The organism is Microbulbifer variabilis ATCC 700307 (genome assembly GCF_000380565.1).
Taxonomy (GTDB): Bacteria; Pseudomonadota; Gammaproteobacteria; order Pseudomonadales; family Cellvibrionaceae; genus Microbulbifer; species Microbulbifer variabilis.
Genome location: NZ_AQYJ01000026.1, coordinates 169,859 through 188,481, shown reverse-complemented (window position 1 = coordinate 188,481; position 18,623 = coordinate 169,859). Strand labels below are relative to the sequence as shown.

At 42.2% G+C, this 18,623-nt stretch carries 10 protein-coding genes; 5 read left to right on the top strand and 5 right to left on the bottom strand.

Going from position 1 to position 18,623, the window contains the following annotated elements:
- Window positions 1-60: 60 nt before the first annotated feature.
- A complete protein-coding gene (locus G367_RS0111545; protein ID WP_020413288.1) occupies window positions 61-6,630 on the top strand; it encodes a BamB-related PQQ repeat family beta-propellar protein in 6,570 nt (2,189 codons plus the stop codon).
- A gap of 322 nt (window positions 6,631-6,952) precedes the next feature.
- Here G367_RS0111545 and G367_RS0111540 read toward each other — a convergent pair whose 3' ends face one another.
- Both G367_RS0111540 and G367_RS0111535 read right to left on the bottom strand, forming a co-directional pair.
- Window positions 6,953-8,530 (bottom strand): phytoene desaturase family protein, encoded by a 1,578-nt coding sequence (locus G367_RS0111540; RefSeq protein ID WP_020413287.1) that lies wholly within the window; start codon window positions 8,528-8,530, stop codon window positions 6,953-6,955.
- A 309-nt stretch (window positions 8,531-8,839) separates the two neighbouring features.
- On the bottom strand, window positions 8,840-9,403 hold the full coding sequence (locus G367_RS0111535; protein ID WP_020413286.1) for a hypothetical protein: 564 nt from the start codon (window positions 9,401-9,403) through the stop codon (window positions 8,840-8,842).
- Between the two features lie 466 nt (window positions 9,404-9,869).
- Here G367_RS0111535 and G367_RS0111530 point away from each other — a divergent pair, with 466 nt between their 5' ends.
- The 4 genes from G367_RS0111530 to G367_RS0111520 all read left to right on the top strand — a co-directional run bounded on the left by G367_RS0111530 (window position 9,870) and on the right by G367_RS0111520 (window position 15,289).
- Window positions 9,870-10,769, top strand: coding sequence for an NmrA family NAD(P)-binding protein (locus tag G367_RS0111530; protein ID WP_020413285.1), 900 nt, complete (start codon window positions 9,870-9,872; stop codon window positions 10,767-10,769).
- Window positions 10,770-10,910: 141 nt separating this feature from the next.
- Window positions 10,911-11,129 (top strand): GDCCVxC domain-containing (seleno)protein, encoded by a 219-nt coding sequence (locus G367_RS26935; RefSeq protein ID WP_083922721.1) that lies wholly within the window; start codon window positions 10,911-10,913, stop codon window positions 11,127-11,129.
- A 1,203-nt stretch (window positions 11,130-12,332) separates the two neighbouring features.
- Window positions 12,333-13,460: a hypothetical protein gene (locus G367_RS0111525; RefSeq protein WP_020413284.1), complete on the top strand. Its 1,128-nt coding sequence runs from the start codon at window positions 12,333-12,335 to the stop codon at window positions 13,458-13,460.
- A gap of 335 nt (window positions 13,461-13,795) precedes the next feature.
- A complete protein-coding gene (locus G367_RS0111520; protein WP_020413283.1) occupies window positions 13,796-15,289 on the top strand; it encodes an APC family permease in 1,494 nt (497 codons plus the stop codon).
- A gap of 118 nt (window positions 15,290-15,407) precedes the next feature.
- Here G367_RS0111520 and G367_RS0111515 read toward each other — a convergent pair whose 3' ends face one another.
- From G367_RS0111515 to G367_RS26155, 3 genes are all read right to left on the bottom strand, one after another.
- Entirely contained in the window at window positions 15,408-16,007 is a 600-nt protein-coding gene (locus tag G367_RS0111515; protein WP_020413282.1) for a hypothetical protein, read from the bottom strand.
- 286 nt (window positions 16,008-16,293) lie between these two features.
- Window positions 16,294-17,460, bottom strand: a complete 1,167-nt coding sequence (locus G367_RS0111510; RefSeq protein ID WP_020413281.1) for a patatin-like phospholipase family protein — start codon at window positions 17,458-17,460, stop codon at window positions 16,294-16,296.
- Window positions 17,461-17,912: 452 nt separating this feature from the next.
- Window positions 17,913-18,119: a hypothetical protein gene (locus tag G367_RS26155; RefSeq protein WP_157533485.1), complete on the bottom strand. Its 207-nt coding sequence runs from the start codon at window positions 18,117-18,119 to the stop codon at window positions 17,913-17,915.
- Window positions 18,120-18,623 lie beyond the last annotated feature (504 nt).

Here is an 18,623-nt window from a genome sequence, read left to right as displayed (position 1 = left end):
GTGGCTAAAAGGCCTCGATTTATACAGCTCAAGTACTATCGCACCAAGTATGCAGGCTGAGTGATTGAAAAGGATTGTGATATGGGATCGCGAACAACGGCATTTAATTTAAAGCTTGTACTGGCAGGTCTCACTGCGGTCTTATTAGGTTGCGGAGGAGGGGGAGGAGGCAGTGACTCTTCACCTGAACCCGAGCCACCAGCCCCCCCACCCGTGACGTATTCACTTTCAGGGGCAGCCGTAAAGGGACCCCTAAGTTTTGCCAATTATAGGATTCATGAAGTTTCTTTTGAGGCGGCGGACTTAAAGGGGGATATTGTAGCGAGAGGTGAAACCACAGAGTTAGGTAAATTCACTGAGGAAGGCTTAGATCTTCCGGGTAATGGTTACTATCTAATTGAATTTTTGGCTGGTGATGCCACGGTAGACCTAACGACTGGAATGGCCCCAATCCTTCCTAGCCTGTCGACAATTGTTGAATCTGAAGCTCTCGAGAAATCTAAAGATATCTTCGCAACACCGCTAACAACCATCGTAGTTGATCTGATCCGGCGTGGAAATATCGAAGATAAGCAGGGATTGACCGATACTTTGATATCCCAATCTCTGATTGTTAAAAGTCAGTTAGGCTTTGACCTGCTAGATAAGGTAGACCTTTTTCATACGCCACCAGTGGCTTTTGGGAATGAGGCCGATCTTGATGATATTTTGAGCTACCGTACCGCTTCTGAAGCTACCGCGTCTCTTGTGTGGGCTCTTAAAAACGAGACAGATATAAGCACTTCAACAGTACTGGAGTTGTTAGTTTCAGATCTAACAGATGGGGCGTTAGATGGCCTTGCCGAAGGTCTTGATACAAATACCACGCAGGCAATACAAGATAATTACGACTTTTTGTCCAGGCTGAACGTTGGTGAGCTATCTGTGCCCAACACCTTTGACCCCGAGTCTTCAGACGCTGAGACTCCTCTCAAAATTGGTGGCTTAGTTAAGCTCCTTATTCATGAAACACGCCAATATGACAGTTCAAGAGAGATCTCAGCCTGGGGAGATAAACCAAAATACTCCATTATCAAAGCTATCGGAGCCGACTTAGATGGGGATGGTACCCCCAATGACGTTGACAATGATATCGACAATGATGGCGTAGAAAACGAGAACGACGCATTCCCTTGGGATGAAACAGAGTCATCAGATCTGGATGGTGACGGAGTTGGCGATAATGCTGACCATTACGATCTTGATGCGTTGTGCTCCCGGATAAATGAAGGTGATGGGGAGAGCTGTTTCGCTACTCTGACCGATACACTAGCTTTGGATGAAGTATTTTCTGATGCGAATGGTGTTATATATCTCAGCTTCTCTGAAAATGGGGTTTACAATTTTTACCAGTGGAGTTCAGAGACCCAAAACTTCACTGGAAAACTTGATCTAGTAGTTGATGATCAAAGTCCCCAGGTCGTACGTTACCATGATGAGCACAAGAGAGTATATCTTGCTTATAGTGACGGCTGGATCCGATATTTTTCAATTGATACACCTGAAAAGATAGTTGACCTCATTCAAATGCCTGTTGGTGCAACTGGACTGGCTGAGGCGGGTAATTATTTATTGCTTCAAGATAATCAGGGAGCTTGGTACTCACACCATGTCTTGTCTAAGGATGGAGATTTATTAGATAGCAAGGATTGGAATAGGTATTCTCATTATTACGCTTGGAACGACGTAAATAGCCGGATTTATCATTTTAGAGATGGCACATCCCCTAATGATATACATTTTGAGGAAATCTCTCAGTCGAGCGGCGCTATAGGTGTCCAAGGGGAATCTCCCTACCATAGTGATTACACTATCAGAGGCCCCATTCTGATTGTGAACGGTGGTAATGGAGTACTGCTTGGTAGTGGTGATTATTACGAAGCCAGTGACTTGAGTTTTATAGGTTCTCCAGTAACTAGTTTTGATTATGGATTTTCCGATAGTAGTGTGATTGTAACCCTATCAGCGTCTGTTACTAATAATAGAAGCTCTTTAGTTGCTTACAATAATGATTTTGAGGCGTTTTTTTCTGCTACCTATACAGGGCTTCCTGAGGGCTTAGTGCAGTTAGATGAAGTGGCCTTAGTCATTACTTATACTGAAAATCATGGCCGAAAGTATCAGCTCGTTGAGCTGTTGGATGATATAGATGGCGATGGAGTTCCGAATAGAGAGGATGCATTTCCAAACGATAGGGCTGCATCAGTAGATTCTGACCTCGATGGTGCGCCCGACTCATGGAATGATGGGTATGATCCGTCTGTGGGAGAATCTAGTTTAAGCCTCGATTTATTTCCTCTGGATTCAGCCTGCTACCTTGCAGAGCATGGCATAAATGGTATTTGTGATATTCAAGGGCAAGTGCAGGTCAAAAATGTAGATGATGTTGCTCGAAGAGGAGACGTGCTTTATTTACTGGATGACAATTCCAGCTCAATTTGGAAGTGGGATACGGTAGCTGGTAAATATTTAAATCCTTTACATTTGGGGCACTTTGAGAGCAACGGTAAGGCGCTGTCTATTAATGTCGACAATTCATCTTCGATATTGGTTGGTTTTGAGAATGGTAAACTTCTTGAGTTTAGTGAAACTTTACCTATAAAAAACCAGGAAGTGGCCTCGTTTGAGGGTAATCTGGAAGCATTAATAAGTGCTGGTGATTTCTATGTGGCAGTTGCTGGAGGTGGTTCAGGTAGCGCTTATTTGAATTATCACTTGCTTAATAAAAGCTTTGTGATTAGGGATAGTTACAATTGGGTAAGCAGCTCACAGGAGCTGTTTTACGTGGAGGAAACCGGCCGGTTTTATCATTATTCTTCTTATGGAGATTTAAATAGCTTTAATATTGATAATGATAGAAAGGAGTTTTCCGGGTATCAATATTATTACTTCGGAGAGTCTTTAGGTGCATGGCTGTCGCAATCACCGGATGGTAAATTGTTTGTGACTGGAGAGGGGAATGTTATCCAGGGGTACCCCGCTAACCCCCTCGTTAGCGCACTTGATTTGAGCTCTTTATCTGAGGATGTGGGTGCGGAGATACAGCTACTGGATTTCACCTGGAGCGAGAGTGTTGCTGTTGGCCTGGTTAAGGTAGATAGGGAATATCTTTTAGCAATTTTCAGTCATGATCTTAGAGAAATTCTATTTAAACAATATCTCGATATCGATACCTATATAGACCTTATTGCTGATGAAAATGGTGTAATACTAATTCATCAATCAATTGGCAATGAGCTGAATATAGTAAATTATCGGTATGAATCTGATGCCGATAACGATGGCTTGCCAATGTGGTGGGAGTTGGCCCATGGTTTGGATGACACTGACAAACTAGATGCCTTGAAGGATTCGGATGCTGATGGCCTAAATAATCTTGAGGAGTTCTTAGCCGGCAGTTCGCCTTTGATGGCAGATACGGATCAGGATGGGTTGTCAGACTTTGACGAGGTTATCACTTACTTTACCAATCCATCTAACAGTGATACAGATGAAGATGGTATGCCGGATGGCTGGGAAGTACTATTTGGACTGAATCCGTTGGATGCTTCCGATGCCGATAGTGATTTGGATAATGATACGTTTTCTAATCTAATCGAGTACCTTTTGGGCTCTGACCCAACTGAGGAGTTATCTTTACCCTCTCCAATCGATGAATTCTATTTTTCTTTTGAAAATCAAGAATTGCCGGGGGGCTGGGTCTCACAAGGTAGCCCACAATTTGTCACTCAATCAGCTAGTGATGGGGTTGTTAGCTTATTTACCGAAGGTAGTTGGGGTATTTCTACAACCAATTACTTTTCCCCTGTAGAGTTTTCTCTACAAGCACGATCTACCTGCTATTCCATCTATGATGCTGAATTGGTTATTGAGCTAAATGGTGAGAAATTATTAGGTGTGTCTGTCTCCCAAACATCATGGGAAAAGATATCTGTTCCCATTGCTGAGGGTTATCATACATTAGATGTGAGGATTGAATCCTCAGCTAACGATTGTGGCATTTTGATTGATGAACTGAAGGGGGTTTCTCTTCCTACAATTTTTGAAGTGGGAGCCTCTGGAATTTCTATTTTTGAAAATAAGCTTTACTTACTTGATGTCGATGGTCGTGAAATAAAAAGTTTCGACATCCCTAATCCGAGTGGAAGTGATTTCACATATGCACGAGATGCGGTGATTTTGGATGATGGAAGAGTAGCGATTTTCAATGGGACATTTGAGCCTTATTTAAGTGTGTATTCACTAGAGTCAAATCTTTGGGAGCATTATCCAGCGCCTGGTTGGAGTATTATTAATAATTTGAGTTATGGCGGCATAGATGCTGTTGGTGAACAAGTTTTCGTTACCAACCAGTCAACTAGTGGCAGTCCTAGTCAAGGGTATGTGAAGTTTGACTTAGCAAATGGTTCTGTGAACTATGTAGATGCAGACTCATTTATAGATCTGACAGTTGGCGCAGATGGCTACCTTTACGCATTAAGTGGCAGTCAGGTTTCTCAATTCAGTCCGGAGTCAGGAATTCTGCTCTCCAACATATCTATTGAAACTTCCCGGGCAATTGCGGTAGATGAGGCTGGTAATATTTTTTCAGCTACCTGGAATGGTGAGATACATCAGTTTACGGCTGGTGGGGTTTTGCAAAAAACATTATTCGTTGGCCAGAGCTTTAATGATCTAAATCTCCGTAGTAATGGGGAGTTAGTCGCTGCTACAGCATGGGACGGACTATATCGTGTCACGGCAGACTTAAGTAGTTTTTCCAAGCTAGATGCGCGGGGTAAATTTGTAGATCTGACGCCAGATTTCGACTCTGACAGTGATGGACTTCCTGATTGGTGGGAGTATGGCTTTGGATTAGATCCGAAGAATGTTGCTGATGCGGGCTCCGATTTGGATGGGGATGGCTTATCTGCGTTGCTGGAGTACTCCTTTGGTACTCATGCGGACAACCCTGATACTGATAATGACGGCGTTAACGATGGCGATGAACTGTTGATTTATGGTTCTAATCCTTTTGTTACGGATACAGATGCTGATGGTTTGTCTGATGGAGCGGAGGTGGAATTAGGTACAAGTTTATTGGCGCAAGATAGTGACAACGATGGGCTTACTGATTTTACAGAGGTGAAGGAACTCGGCTCAAACCCATTACTTGAAGACTCGGATAGTGATGGTATGGGAGATATGTACGAGTTCGAGTATGGTTTGGATTTGTTGGCAGATGATAGCGCTGGTGATATTGATGCTGATGGCCTGACCAATCTGCAAGAATATGCCTTGGGGTCTTCCCCAATAGATATAGACACAGATGGTGATTTCCTTTCGGATTTTGAAGAGTCGAATACCTATGGTACATCTCCAATTATTGCTGATACTGATGGCGACCACATGAGGGATGGATGGGAAGTGCTTTATGCGCTAGACCCCATCGATGCTGACGATGCAGCAAATGATGAAGATTTTGATTCTTTTACAAATGTTGAAGAGTTCTTCTCAGACACCTCACCTATTGATAGCAATAGTTACCCCTTACCTGTGGTATGGGCGACATATCAAGGCGGAGCAACGCATACTGGTTATACACCGCTACAGCTAGATGTAGATAATTTCTCTCACCATTGGTCCGTGACATTACCTAATATGACAAAGTTACACCCGGTAGTGGTGGCTGATGGTAATGTCTTCGCATCTAATGAATCCTATTTTGCAGAGCAGAGAATTGTTGCTCTGGATGCAAGCAACGGCAATTTGGTGTGGGAGCGTGCTTATGACGGTATATCTTCTATAAATCCCCCAGCTTATGACAGTGGAAAAGTCATTTTTCAAACTGGTGGTCATGGGAATTCCTTTATACGAGGGCTTGACATAGATGATGGCTCACTATTGTTTGCTACTAAATATGAAAATCAGTGGTCAACTTATATGTCTCCAACTGTATATGATGGAGGGATTTATACTGCGGGGGGGTATTACGGAGGACTTTACTCATTTGATCTGAGTGATGGGTCGGAGTCTTGGTTCGCATCTACAGCGCAGTATGAAGAATTTACGCCAGCTGTAGATGAAGAGTATGTATATGCATTTATTACTGATCTACAAGTTTTTCACCGTGATTCTGGTGAATTGGCCTATAACATTGAATATCCTAATTTTGACTGGATAGGATACGATGTAAATTTGGCCACAGTTTTGACTAGGTATAATAATGTTGTGGCAATTCAATCGGGCTCTTTAGTTGTATTTGATCTCAATAAACGCAACATTTTGTGGGAGAAAACTTCTGCTGGATTTTCAGGACAGCCAGCTTCTAGTGGTGGAATTATTTACGCCTTGCAGTCTGGCATTTTGAAAGCTATTGATGAAGAAGATGGGAGCGAAGTGTGGGCCTGGGAGGCGCCAACGTTGTTAACTTCAAATATTGTGGTAACCCGAACGCATATTTTTGTTGGAGATTCATCGCATACTTATGCCATTAATATAGGTACTCAGGAGCTGGATTGGAGTTTTGAATCTTCCGGGCACTTAAGTCTTGGTGACGACGGAACCCTGTATATCGCTGGCTCTGAGTTGACTGCTATTTCGCTACAGTAACTGAACTTTTAATTTGACTGGGTTTTGTTTACTGGGACGACTGTTGGTATGGTGGGGTAACTCACCATACCATCAGTATTTGTTAGCTTGACGCAACCTAAGTCTTATAAGGCTGCTGTGTAGTGGTCCAGATAGGATTAAGATCTACATAGATCATACAGGCTGTCAGCGCTCTCCCATTATGGTCCCTGCACTTGTCAGCAAGTGCAGGGACTTATTCAAATAACGTATATACCAGCTGATTTCTTGAGTGGTAAACCTTGGCCTGAACACTCTATGAATAACGGCCGTACAGGGGTCATAGGGTCAGTTCGAGCGAGTCTTATCTATCTTTCAGAATCTCCAGTGCAGCATTATGCCCAGGTACTCCAGTAACCCCACCTCCCGGGTGCGTACCGGAGCCACAGAGATATAAACCTTGAATCGGCGTACGGTAATCTGCAAAGCCCATAAAGGGGCGGTTGCTCCAAAGCTGGTCCAGCCCCAAGGCACCATGGAAGATATCGCCTCCCATCAAGCCAAACTTGCGCTCTAAATCCAGAGGTGAGTGAATTTGCCGGGCGATGATGGAGTCACGGAAATTGGGAGCATAGTTAGTGACGGTATCGACAATGGTTTGTGCCGCTTGCTCGCGGTAGTCGTCCCAGCTATTGCCGTCCGACAGTTCTGGAGCAAATTGCTGGCAGAATAGGCTGGCGACATGTTGGCCCTCAGGGGCTAAGGAGGGGTCGATGGTAGAGGGGATCAATATCTCTACAATGGGCTGCTTCGACCAGCCATGTTGTGTCGCATCCACATAGGCCTGTTCCAAGTAGTTCATTGTAGGGCCAATGACTATTCCAGATTGATGGTGTGGCTGTAAGTGAGTTCCGGGCCTGCAAGTGAAATCTGGTAGTTCAGACAGCGCCACATTCATACGGAAGGTTCCGGACCCTACCTTGAAGCCGCGCACACGGCGACGAAACTCCGGCTCTAGGTGTTGTTCGTCAATCATCTGGGAGTAGAGTAGTTTAGGGCCAACATTGGCAATTACTTTGCCGGCGGTTACGGTCTCTCCATTGCTTAGCTGCACCCCGCTAGCGCGACCACCATCAACCAGGACTTCTTTAACTTCGGCGTCTGTGCGAATAGTGACCCCCAGGCGCTCAGCCTCTTTACGCATGGCTTGTGTGATAGCACCCATGCCGCCCATGGCATGACCCCAAGCGCCTTTCTCACCATTAACCTCGCCAAACACATGGTGCAGTAACACGTAAGCGGAGCCGGGAGTACTGGGAGCGGCATAGTTACCGACAATAGAATCGAAGGCAAATGCTGCTTTGACATGGTCATTTTCAAACCAGGCATCCAGCACGCTGGTAGCGCTCTTGGTAAACAGGTCGAGTGCATCCCGGCGAGCTGCCATACTGAGCTTTTTCGCTCTCATGCCAAAGCTACCAGCGCGAATCAAATCTACAAACCCGCCACCCACGTTGGGGGGAGAGCGTAGCAATTCTTCACGTAAAATATCCGCTACGGTTTCCAGCATGGCATAAAAGTCGGGTAGAGTGGCTGCATCCCTTTCTGAGAAGCGGGCGACCTCTGTCTGTGTATCTGCCAGATTATTATGGAAGGAGAGACTCTCACTATCTGTAAGTGGGAAAAAGTTTGACTGTGGCCGTAACTTGATGTCCAGGCCATGCTCACGCAAGTGAAGGTCTTCGATGATTTTCGGGTTGAGCAGGCTCACGGTGTAGCTCGCTACCGAGTTTCTGAATCCTGGGTGGAACTCTTCAGTAACTGCAGCTCCGCCAACAATAGTCCGGCGCTCAAGAATTGTTACTTTTTTTCCCGCTTTGGCTAAATAGCAGGCGCAGACAAGGCCGTTATGGCCACCGCCAACAATCAAAAAATCCTTCATTATTATTCTCTGAGTCGTTAAAGGGTTTATTGATTGTCGTCAAAAAACGCTCAAAAATAAAGAGCCCCAAACTTGGTTGGTATCGCAAAGTTAATCGACTGTTAAGTGGCTCATTGCTTTAATGAATTGATAGTAAGGTAGCGGCACATATGCTCTAAGTTCTTTTGAGTGGTCCCCAAAAGACCAGTGCTCGCAAATATTTTGGCCAAGATTGTAGAATTTTCGGGAAGAAATCCTACTAAACTCAGTGAATATAAATAGTCTTGAGGTAAGGGCCAGGCAACCTTGCTATTGACATACCAGCATTTCTTACTTTTTATTGTCTTTTTTTATCGAATCAATAGTATAAATTACCATGTCAGTAGGCATTTCAGAGAACCAGTTCGCAATCTTATATGATGCAGATTTGTATAAATTTTCAGATTTCTTCCATCCTTTTAATTCCATTTTTCCGACAATAATACAAAGCAATAATTTCCCTTCAATATCAATTTTTGATCCATGCCCGGAAATAATGTACTCGGGTTTTTGGTTGTTAAGCTTAATGTGATAATCAGCGTCAGCTGCTCTGATCGTAATATCCAAAAAATCTGAATTACTTTGAGATTTCTTAGTGATAATAGATGCCGAAGTGCTATCAATGTATAGGTGGACTTGTGCAGATTCACTTGACTCCTTAAAATCAAAATTGGATCTATTTATTAATTGAAGTATATCTTCGCTGAAAAAAGCAGAGTTGGCGATTGCGCGCTCAGTAACAGATTTCAGTGAGTTAAAGTTAGAATCTTTTATTTTATTGTTCAGTATTTCGCTAGAGGCTGTGTTACTTATGAAGTAGATACAGAGTGCTGATAATAAAATCAGTATTTTCATCGGCCCCCTCTATCTTAATTTAAGAAGCATTTTTGTAGATTGAGTAAGAGAATTAGTGCATGTACAAAATTATTATATTAGATTGACGGCTAACAATTAAGTTCTACTAATCTGGGGAAATCTTAGATTCATTCGCTAAACTTTGAGAAGGCCGTTTAAGATAGGAAGCGTATTTAGGAAGGATAGAAGCTTATTGGAGCGAGTATTAAGGCGCCAGATTATCAATTTTATGTAGGTTGGTAATAGCTACTAGATTATATTAGCTGAAAGATAAGTCCATAGGTCAAGTGATTTGCAGGACAGGATGTTACCCCACTTCTCTGGCGTAGATAGATATCTCCCCATATTACAATACGCTTTAATTAGTCTACTCAGGTTTTCTTATTTCATGATTTAGCCTAGCGATATCAGATGACAAAAGTGGGTAGTCTAATGAAAAGTAACAAAAGTAGGGGAAAGTACTTTAATGAGTAATCAAAAGAAGAGGCGCCTCCTCGTTATTGGTGCTACTGGGAAAGTAGGTGCGGAAGTCGTTTATTCTTTAGTCAAGTACCCGGATATCCAAACAGTTGCTGCTATCCGGCGGGATGATCAGGCGCAGTCGATGCTTGATATTGGCGCGGAGCCAATTCAGCTTGATCTTGATGATATGACTACAGTCGAGAAGTCAGTAGTTGGTGTCGACGGAATTCTCTTGATGACCGGTTACACCGTAGATATGTTGAAGCACTCGAAACGTGTTATTGATGCTGCAAGGCGCTCAAAAGTTGATCATATTGTTCATATCGGCGCTTCTGGTGCTGATACCGCCGAGGTTTCCCATTGGGGGTGGCACCAGATGATAGAAGCTTATATTGAGCAGCAAGGGTTTAGGTATACCCATCTACGTCCCGAGGGCTTTATGCAAAACCTGATTAGTTTTGGGTGGCTGCAAAATGGCAGTTTAACCAACCTAATCGGTGATGCTCGCTGGAGTTGGGTTGATGCTCGTGACGTAGCGGCAATCGCGGCTGCAGCCCTTAAAAGCCCTGATAGATTTAGCGGTCAAGTCTGGCGTCTCGGTTATGATGCTGCGAGTATGGCTGAGGTTGCCGAGATGATGAGTGACTTGGTAGGGCAGTCAATAGCGTTAAGCCCACTTGACCCCCAGATCTTTTATGAGGAGGCTGTAGCTGCTGGCGCTGATCCTGTCTATATGGCCTGTATTAGGGATCAGTTCCGTTTAAATGCAGCTGGCGCAATACCTAATGCAGATCGGACTTTTGATGAGGCCGCATTCAAGGCAGCTGTTGGTAGGTTGCCTGCTACATGGAATGATTTTATTCGACGAAATGCAGAGGCCTTAAAGGTTGCCGCAATTTCATAAGGGTAGATAGTGATTCCTGACAGATAGTTTTATAGAGTTACTGGTTCTTGGTAGCAGTTATCTGAAATAGCTTTGTGATTATCAAGAGTTCAAGACAACTGTTATTTCGACTGTAGACATGTGAGAGGCTAAGAACTGGTAATGAGAGAACAAATTCTAACTTCTACGATTACCTGCCCTGAGTGTGGGTATAAACAGGTAGAAAGTATGCCAGTTAATGCTTGTCAATGGTTCTATGAGTGCGGGCAGTGTGGGAAATTATTAAGCCCCAAGCAAGGTGACTGCTGTGTATTTTGCTCCTATGGGTCAGTTCCATGCCCTCCGATTCAAAAAGGCAGTGAATCTTGTTGCTCCTTTTAGAGGATAAGAGATGGAGTGAAAAGGTTTAGCTACTCAGATCTTTGCTTAAGCTGTTTGACAGCTTGGTCTATTTGAGTTTTTGTTTGCTTCAAGTAATCTCTCGGCATGGATTTTTAGAGAATCTATAGACTCATAATCAAAGATACCAACTGTTGGGTTAATAACCTTAACGTTCAAATAATCGTACTCAACCTTTCCAGGGCAGATAATAGTTTGGCAATCTTTAGTGTGTATAGTTGCTGGTTATCCATCGATCTTTGCATATCCGTGATAATGTCATGAAACCAGCGTAGCTGCCCCCAATTTTTTACCTCTTCATAACTAGTGTTTACTCTGCTGAGAGGAGCAGAGCCTGCGCCAAAATCAGCACATAATAATTTTTATCCGGAAATTCTTCGATGATATCCAGTAATATTATGCGGTGGGATCATTGGCCGATACTCCTGCATCGGCAAAGTATCAGTGGCTAAAATCTCTATTTATGATCATAAAGTCAACTGGGGAAAAACATTTCAGCACTAGAAGCTGCGATTACTAATTGGTAGGGACTGTTCGAAGGCAGGTTGGTGATTTCTTCACCACCAACTCCTCCTTCATCCAGGATTAGGATATTGATAGTTTCCTTTTTCTTTAGGCGACCCTCACTGATAATTATTTCTTCTGTAACGGGGGGTTCTGTTGAATTTTATCTTTTCAGTAAAATGATGATTGTAAATATAGGCGGTGATGCCGAAAACAAAGATTAGTAGGAAAAATATAATTGTTGATCGCCAAGTTTTCATTGTGCCACCTGATTGGTTCAAACTCATTGTAGTGGTGTTCGATTAGAGAAGTAATATTGCTTTGTGACTTTTAGATGTATGTTTCATCTACAAGCTTATCCTTCATTAGTTATAAATATTAAAGAGCTCTTTGAGCACCACTAGATGCGGTGTTTTGTATATGAAATTTCAGAGGTATTTCTTTTTACTCTTCTAGCGTGGTGACTGATACTTCATATGGGTGGCTTCTTATTAAATAAACCAAAAAAGTGAGCTGGTAATTGTGGGGCACTCTGAATACCGTGAACGTATAGTCACAGAGAGTGTAAAAGGTGTACTTACCTGAGTATTTTGCACCCTTGGTTAGCACTTTTTGGGATGGTGAGCTAAATAATGTGCAGCAATTGCAGAAATCGATTATCTATCACCAATAGGCCGCACTATGAACAACCATATTTTCCTGAAAATATTTTTATTAGCATCTCTTTTATTTGTTAGCCAGGTTCAAGCCGGCTCTAGTAGAAAAGTAGATGGCGACGATCAGTTAGTTGACGCATTTGACGCTGCTTGGGTAAGAATTATTAATAGCGGTAAATATCGAAAAATAATCCAAGACTTTGCTGAGCCGATTCCAGGAGTAATTGATGCAACAGATTACATTGTAAATCAAGCTGACTGCCTTCCAAACCCAGAGATCACTCCCTTTCCCGCCAAGCCCAGGGGACGATTTGCCAAGATATTGTCTTCAGGTCAAATACGCCGTGGGTATATAGCTGGAATGCCCTGGTTTATTAGTTCTGGAGCTAGTACTTCTGATTGGTTTGATAATGGTATGTATGGCTCAAGCATACTTGACGATATTTTTGTAGAAATACTCAGAGAAATTGCCAAGCATTACAGTGTGGAGCAGATAGAGGTAAATTCTATTGAAATTCCATTTCCTTTCAATACAACTTCTGCCTTACAGGATGGGATCTTTGGTACAAACCTTAGCCCGTTTAGTGAAGTCTACGAGATGTTCGAATTCGTTAATAACCCAGGTATCATCGTTGATATTATAGGTCAGTTTAATGCAAAAGGTGGTGAGTCTGAAAATCTGCGCAGGCTGAAGGGGCGTCGGTCAACATGCACCATTATTAGTTCTGGCCAGTTTATTCATATACCTGTTGGCTCTCCCTATGTAGTTAGTTCCATTGACGATTTGCAGTCTAATCCAAGTATAAGAATTTGTACTGGAAACCTTTCAACTCAAACAGCAAATCAGTATTTTCCAGAGAATGTGGTTGTCACTAAACGACAGCTTGATATAAAGGAATGTTATGAAGCAATCAGGGATGGAGAGGCTGATGTGTTCTTTAATTCACTTCCGAAAAACCCCTCCCCTGAAGCGGTTGGTGTAGTTGGTGCACCAATTTTTCAAGCCACTATTGATACCAAAATTGTTGCAGGAACACCTTACTGGGTTAAGGGAAATTCTGTTATATGCAAGCCAGTCTTTGTTCCTGGTCCCTTTAACTTTGGAACCTTTCGGGAGTGTGTGAAGAAAAAATATAATATTTCAGACTCATAGATCTTAAAAAGTTTTTATATATGGGGACGCGCTATAGATGTTGCTTACTTTGAGGATTAATTTTGATTAAGCTGTGATGGCAATAGGAGCGAGAAGCTATTCCCTCTGAAGCTCTACCGTTTAACTAATTGTGTATGGAACGTGTTAGCTGAAAGGTAGGGATAAGGTTTAACTTTGAGTGAATTTAGATGATATATACGCCCTTAAAATGCTTTTGATGACGGATAAAGACCTGGTTATTTTTGCTGGTACTGAAAAGGTTAGTCTGTGCATTTGTCATTGCATAGTGAAACTGTAAACTGTTCTTATTTCATTATTTTACACAAATCAGCGATATGCATCATACCAAGCGTGGCAAGAAAAAAGTTTCGCTTTTTAGCGCAACATTACTCAGTGCCACCTGTATGATAGGATCAGGGTGGTTGTTTAGTGCTCAATTAACGGCGAAATATGCAGGTAATTGGGCTTTTGCGGCATGGATACTTGCTGCTCTGTTGGTCTTGATGGTAGGGCTTTGCCTTGCTCGTATTGTGGCGACTTACCCAGTGCGTGGAGCCTTGGCCCAAGCTAGTGCCCTTTCGCACAATAGCATCTTTGGTATGCCTTTTGCTTTTGCGAACTGGTTTGGTATCTTGATGGTTGTGGCTACAGAAGCACAGGCTACAACACAGTATCTATCATCTGCTATCGGTTCTGCGATACTAATACAAAATCATACTCTTACTATATGGGGGAAGGTACTTGCACTCAGTATTTTAGCTGTTTATCTGTTAATTAACTTTTACGGTATTCGTTGGCTTACTAAAATTAATAATGTAGTCACTGTACTGAAGATTTTTACTCCATTATTTGCGCTTACTGTGCTTCTCATTGTGGTTTTTACCAGTAATCAAACCAGCTCAAATTTCTCCCTTTCTTACAATCAGCAGTTTGATTTTCGTAGTGCATTTTCTGCCATCATTGGCGCTGGACTTATTTATTCATACAATGGGTTTCAAATTAGTGTTGCATTTGCCAGTGAAATTAGGAAGCCAAGACGTAATATTCCACTGGCTATAACATTGTCAGTAGTGATTATCACCCTGGTTTATCTTGCGTTACAATTTGCTTTTATGGAGGCGATTCCGCGTGACCTGCTGGTTGAGACTGGTGGTTGGCGGGGATTGAACTTTACCTCTCCACTTCTAGATCTTGCTACCCTTCTTGGTCTGCATTTTCTAGCGTTAGTGTTACTCGCTGACAGCGTAACTAGCCCCTCTGCCTCTGGGTATACTTATCTTGGTGCATCATCAAGAATTTTATTCGCGATGGCTACAGTTGGGCAAATGCCTCGTTGGCTCGCGGTGTTAGATCCAATACATAATATTTCCAGACGGTCCATGCTAGTCAATTGGGTATTAGCAGCTGTTGTTCTAGCTAATGCGGATAGCTGGGCAGCACTTATGGTGGTTGTAACTGGATATCATGTCGTTGGCTATATGGCTGCGCCTATCAGCATGGGAGCACTAGAACCTGAAATGCGGTGGTTTGGACTTATAGTTTTTGTTCTACTCAGCCTGATAATGTTGACCATGAAGTCTTCATCGCTGCTTCTGGTTTGCGCTTCTCTAACTATTTTGATATCTATTTATGCATCATTACATATTACGGGTACGGGTGTACGGAAGTTAGCGCTTTTCACGTTACCATTCTTAGCCTATTTATGGACTCTATATTTTGTATCAAGTATTTGGCCGGTACTGATGGTATCAGGAGTTTTTTATTTAGTAATATCATCTCGCTCTTATGTCGAGCTCTGTAAGGGTTACGGTAGGGGAGAGGGGGGATAAGAATAGAGTTAGGCCGGATCTGAAATACAACACCCTTAAGGCTAAATATGATCCTCTAAGCCGAGTGAGTTAGACCTGGCAGGTAAGTGGCACCACCAGTCAGGTCTAACCTTAATGATCAAAACATAGAATTCACCATCTCTTTACTTTTTGACTTACCTGACCCGTGATTACGATCGTCCCAGGTAACTCTTCCAGTCGCGAGATTCAGCTTCACACCTTGGTGTCCAACATAGGTATCACCTTGGCGTAGGGACATTTCGGTAAAGACTCCCTGACTATTAAAATTAAATTTTTCCAGGTTAGAGATATTAAAATTAACATCAAACATTCGATTAAAATCCAGTACTCCACGTACCACATCAATCAGGGCTTGAGTATGTCTTAGGCTGGATCCGTTCCCACTCATTGTTTGGTGCGAAGAGTTGCCATTTAGAGATACGCCGCCAAACACCCATCCTCTCCACTTTCTTCCCGGTGCAATAGGGCACACCGCTGCCATTATCTCAAAGGTATCATCCCTTACCTGTGGAGCTTGCATTGAACCAGAGAAGTGAGCGACTACCCCAATCTTTCTGGGAGCGCCACTATAAAGTACTAGTCCTACACAGGAGCCATAACCGTCAGATCTTAATTCTCCTGCATTGGTGCCGGTTACCCAAGTACACTCCGGCCTGAAACGATAAGCCGCATAGCCATCTCCCAATCGAACTGCCATAGCATAGACTCCTTATTGGAAATTTATTCAATATATGACCATTCAGTCTGTACCAATATAACGATAAATTACGTGAGAGCCTTGATCAATATCAGCAGATTACACCTTTGAAGAATGACTATTTGCTGGATAGTTAATGTCCAACCTTTAGTGCGGGAGCTTTTGGTGTTGGTCGCAGTGTTTTATAGGTTAAAGTTAGCTTAACGGGCTAACTGAACGGTAATCAAAGTCTGCTGGCAAACCCTTGCGCCGGGAAATAGATCTTGAAGTAGGGAGCTAGGTATTGTTATGTCTCCCCACCAAGATGCTTGAGAACGTGGCAAATTTCTTCTTTATTATCGTTAATAAGTCTTTCTGATAATATTTTCAACTTGTCAATTGATTTGTAATCGAATGGATCTACAAAGGGGTCAATAATTTCAACATTCAAATAGTTGAATTCTATTTGGCCTTCAGGAGCAAGCGATTTTGCTATGTCAAGTGTGTATATTTGTTGGTCATCCATTGATCTCTGTACATTGGATATGGCATCCTGCATCCAATTCAATCTTCCCCAATTTTTGAGTTCTCGGTAATTTTTCTCCATAGTTTCTAGTGGGGAAGTACCTGCGCCTAAAACAAGTACATAGTATTTTTTTCCAGGGAACTCTTTGATGATTTCACGCAGAATAATGCTTGCAGGGTTGTTTGCTGATATTCCTGCATCTGAATAATAACGATGTTTAACATCATCATTGTGGCTCATAAAGTCTACGGGCGGAAAAAGGGTCTCTGCGGCGGCGGCAGCTGTTACCAGTTGGTAAAGAGTGTCTGTCGGCAATTCGCTACTATCTTCGCCGCGGTTCTTAAATAGATGTAGCTTACCGGTATGGATATCGAGTGATGGAATAATGACGTAATTATTTAGTTCTCTAAAATTCAGTTCGCTACTATAGTGCTTTTGCATGACTTCATGTAGTCGATCTCCCAGAAATCTAGGAGATAAAAAGCCATTTACTGTTAAGATTTTGTGATACCATGGCGAAGAGAACAAATATTCGCTTTCGCTTTTATAGATATCAATAATTTTTTCACTTTTTGAATGAAGCTCTGCTTCTTCATCCTTGAACATGTAGTCTTTCTGATGAGGCATATTTAACCCGGTTGCGATGATGGCACCGGTTGATACCCCACTAAACACATCAAAAATTTCACTGGTAGGCTTACCTAATTTGTCCTCAATATATTGAAGGACATAAAGAGGGATAAGACCGCGAATACCACCACCATCGATGATAAGGATTTTGATAGTATCTTTGTCTTCAAGCCCCTTGTTGCTGACTATTGGTTCATCAGAAACAGGAGTCGCATTAAACTTGATGCTTTCAGCAAGTTGATTGTTGTAGAAATAAACAGTCCCAATGAAAGCAAAAGCTAACAAAGTAATAGTAAGTAGTAAGTATCTGGTCCTCATGCCAAATTCAACCTGTATCCTCTTTATTAAGAAGAGTACTAGGTGGCGTATTAGTTTTGCATTAAAAATACCTTTTGGTGACTGCGAATATATAAATATTTTTTACATTTTATATATCGATTACCAGGCAGTCGTAAAGATATTTAATTGGGGAGGGCTTGTGGCTGTTTCACTGGGAAATTATTTGTTTTTTTTGTGGTGGGGAAGATTTATATTTTATCCTCTTTCTTATTGCTTCTCGTGTTTCTATCTCTCGAGGTGGTTTTTGGCTTATATTTTATCTGAATGTATTGGAGCTAAAGGGCTATTGAATTATTCGTTTTAGCCTCACTGTCTGAGGTCTTATATTAATAAGTGGTCTCAAATATAATCGCTTTAGTTCTATAGCTGGCATGTGAAATATTAATGTACATTTAGGACAAAAATAGTATTTTGCCCTAAATAACTTCCACTCAGTTGCAGCTATGCCCATCTACATCTGCACCGTCTTCAACCCTATTGCAGTTAGGGCATTGGAATCCTCCGCCCGGTTGATTCTTGTAATTAATGTAGCTCCATCCAGTGGGAGGGTTGTCAGGTGTGTACTTGGCTTCTACTGGAGCAGGGTTTGGATTTTGGGGGTCTAAAGTCCCGTCTTTAGTGCTAAATTCAACTTCCATATTGATTACCCATTTATATATTTAAAAGTACTGATCGATGATGCTGACCAGGCAGATTCAACAAAAGATACTGCTTACTTTTTAGTAAGCGAGTCAATTCTATATGTCCACGTTGTTGCTGTTCTACTTCTGGTTATCACATCTTCTTACATGGTGGAACTTTGGTGCACAATTAGTTAGTTTCTGGCTCAGTTTGTCTGGTAAGTTACGTATTGTCGTTATTTTACGTTTGTATTTTTCAGTGGCTTATGAGTGTGGGTGTAGGATGGTTTCAAGAAATAGCCGGGGCACTTTGTAATGATTTTTCTGCCAATAGATTGAAAAGGTGCTTTCCTTGATTAATTTAAAGCAACAAGAGTTTATAGCCTTAGCTATTCTCCTGAGCGGGATTAAAGTATCTGTTTAGGGTGAAATCGTGCAGTGCGTGGTGTTCGAATAGATTGGTTGTGTGCCAGATGATTAATCTAAGTTGTTAGATTATTTTTGGTGTGTGTGATTTTACGC

Bases quoted from the DNA above. Each gene is read 5' to 3' on its own strand.
- G367_RS0111540 (WP_020413287.1), bottom strand. From the start codon at position 8,530: ATGAAGGATTTTTTGATTGTTGGCGGTGGCCATAACGGCCTTGTCTGC.
- G367_RS0111535 (WP_020413286.1), bottom strand. From the start codon at position 9,403: ATGAAAATACTGATTTTATTATCAGCACTCTGTATCTACTTCATAAGT.
- G367_RS0111530 (WP_020413285.1), top strand. From the start codon at position 9,870: ATGAGTAATCAAAAGAAGAGGCGCCTCCTCGTTATTGGTGCTACTGGG.
- G367_RS26935 (WP_083922721.1), top strand. From the start codon at position 10,911: ATGAGAGAACAAATTCTAACTTCTACGATTACCTGCCCTGAGTGTGGG.
- G367_RS0111525 (WP_020413284.1), top strand. From the start codon at position 12,333: ATGAACAACCATATTTTCCTGAAAATATTTTTATTAGCATCTCTTTTA.
- G367_RS0111520 (WP_020413283.1), top strand. From the start codon at position 13,796: ATGCATCATACCAAGCGTGGCAAGAAAAAAGTTTCGCTTTTTAGCGCA.
- G367_RS0111515 (WP_020413282.1), bottom strand. From the start codon at position 16,007: ATGGCAGTTCGATTGGGAGATGGCTATGCGGCTTATCGTTTCAGGCCG.
- G367_RS0111510 (WP_020413281.1), bottom strand. From the start codon at position 17,460: ATGAGGACCAGATACTTACTACTTACTATTACTTTGTTAGCTTTTGCT.
- G367_RS26155 (WP_157533485.1), bottom strand. From the start codon at position 18,119: ATGGAAGTTGAATTTAGCACTAAAGACGGGACTTTAGACCCCCAAAAT.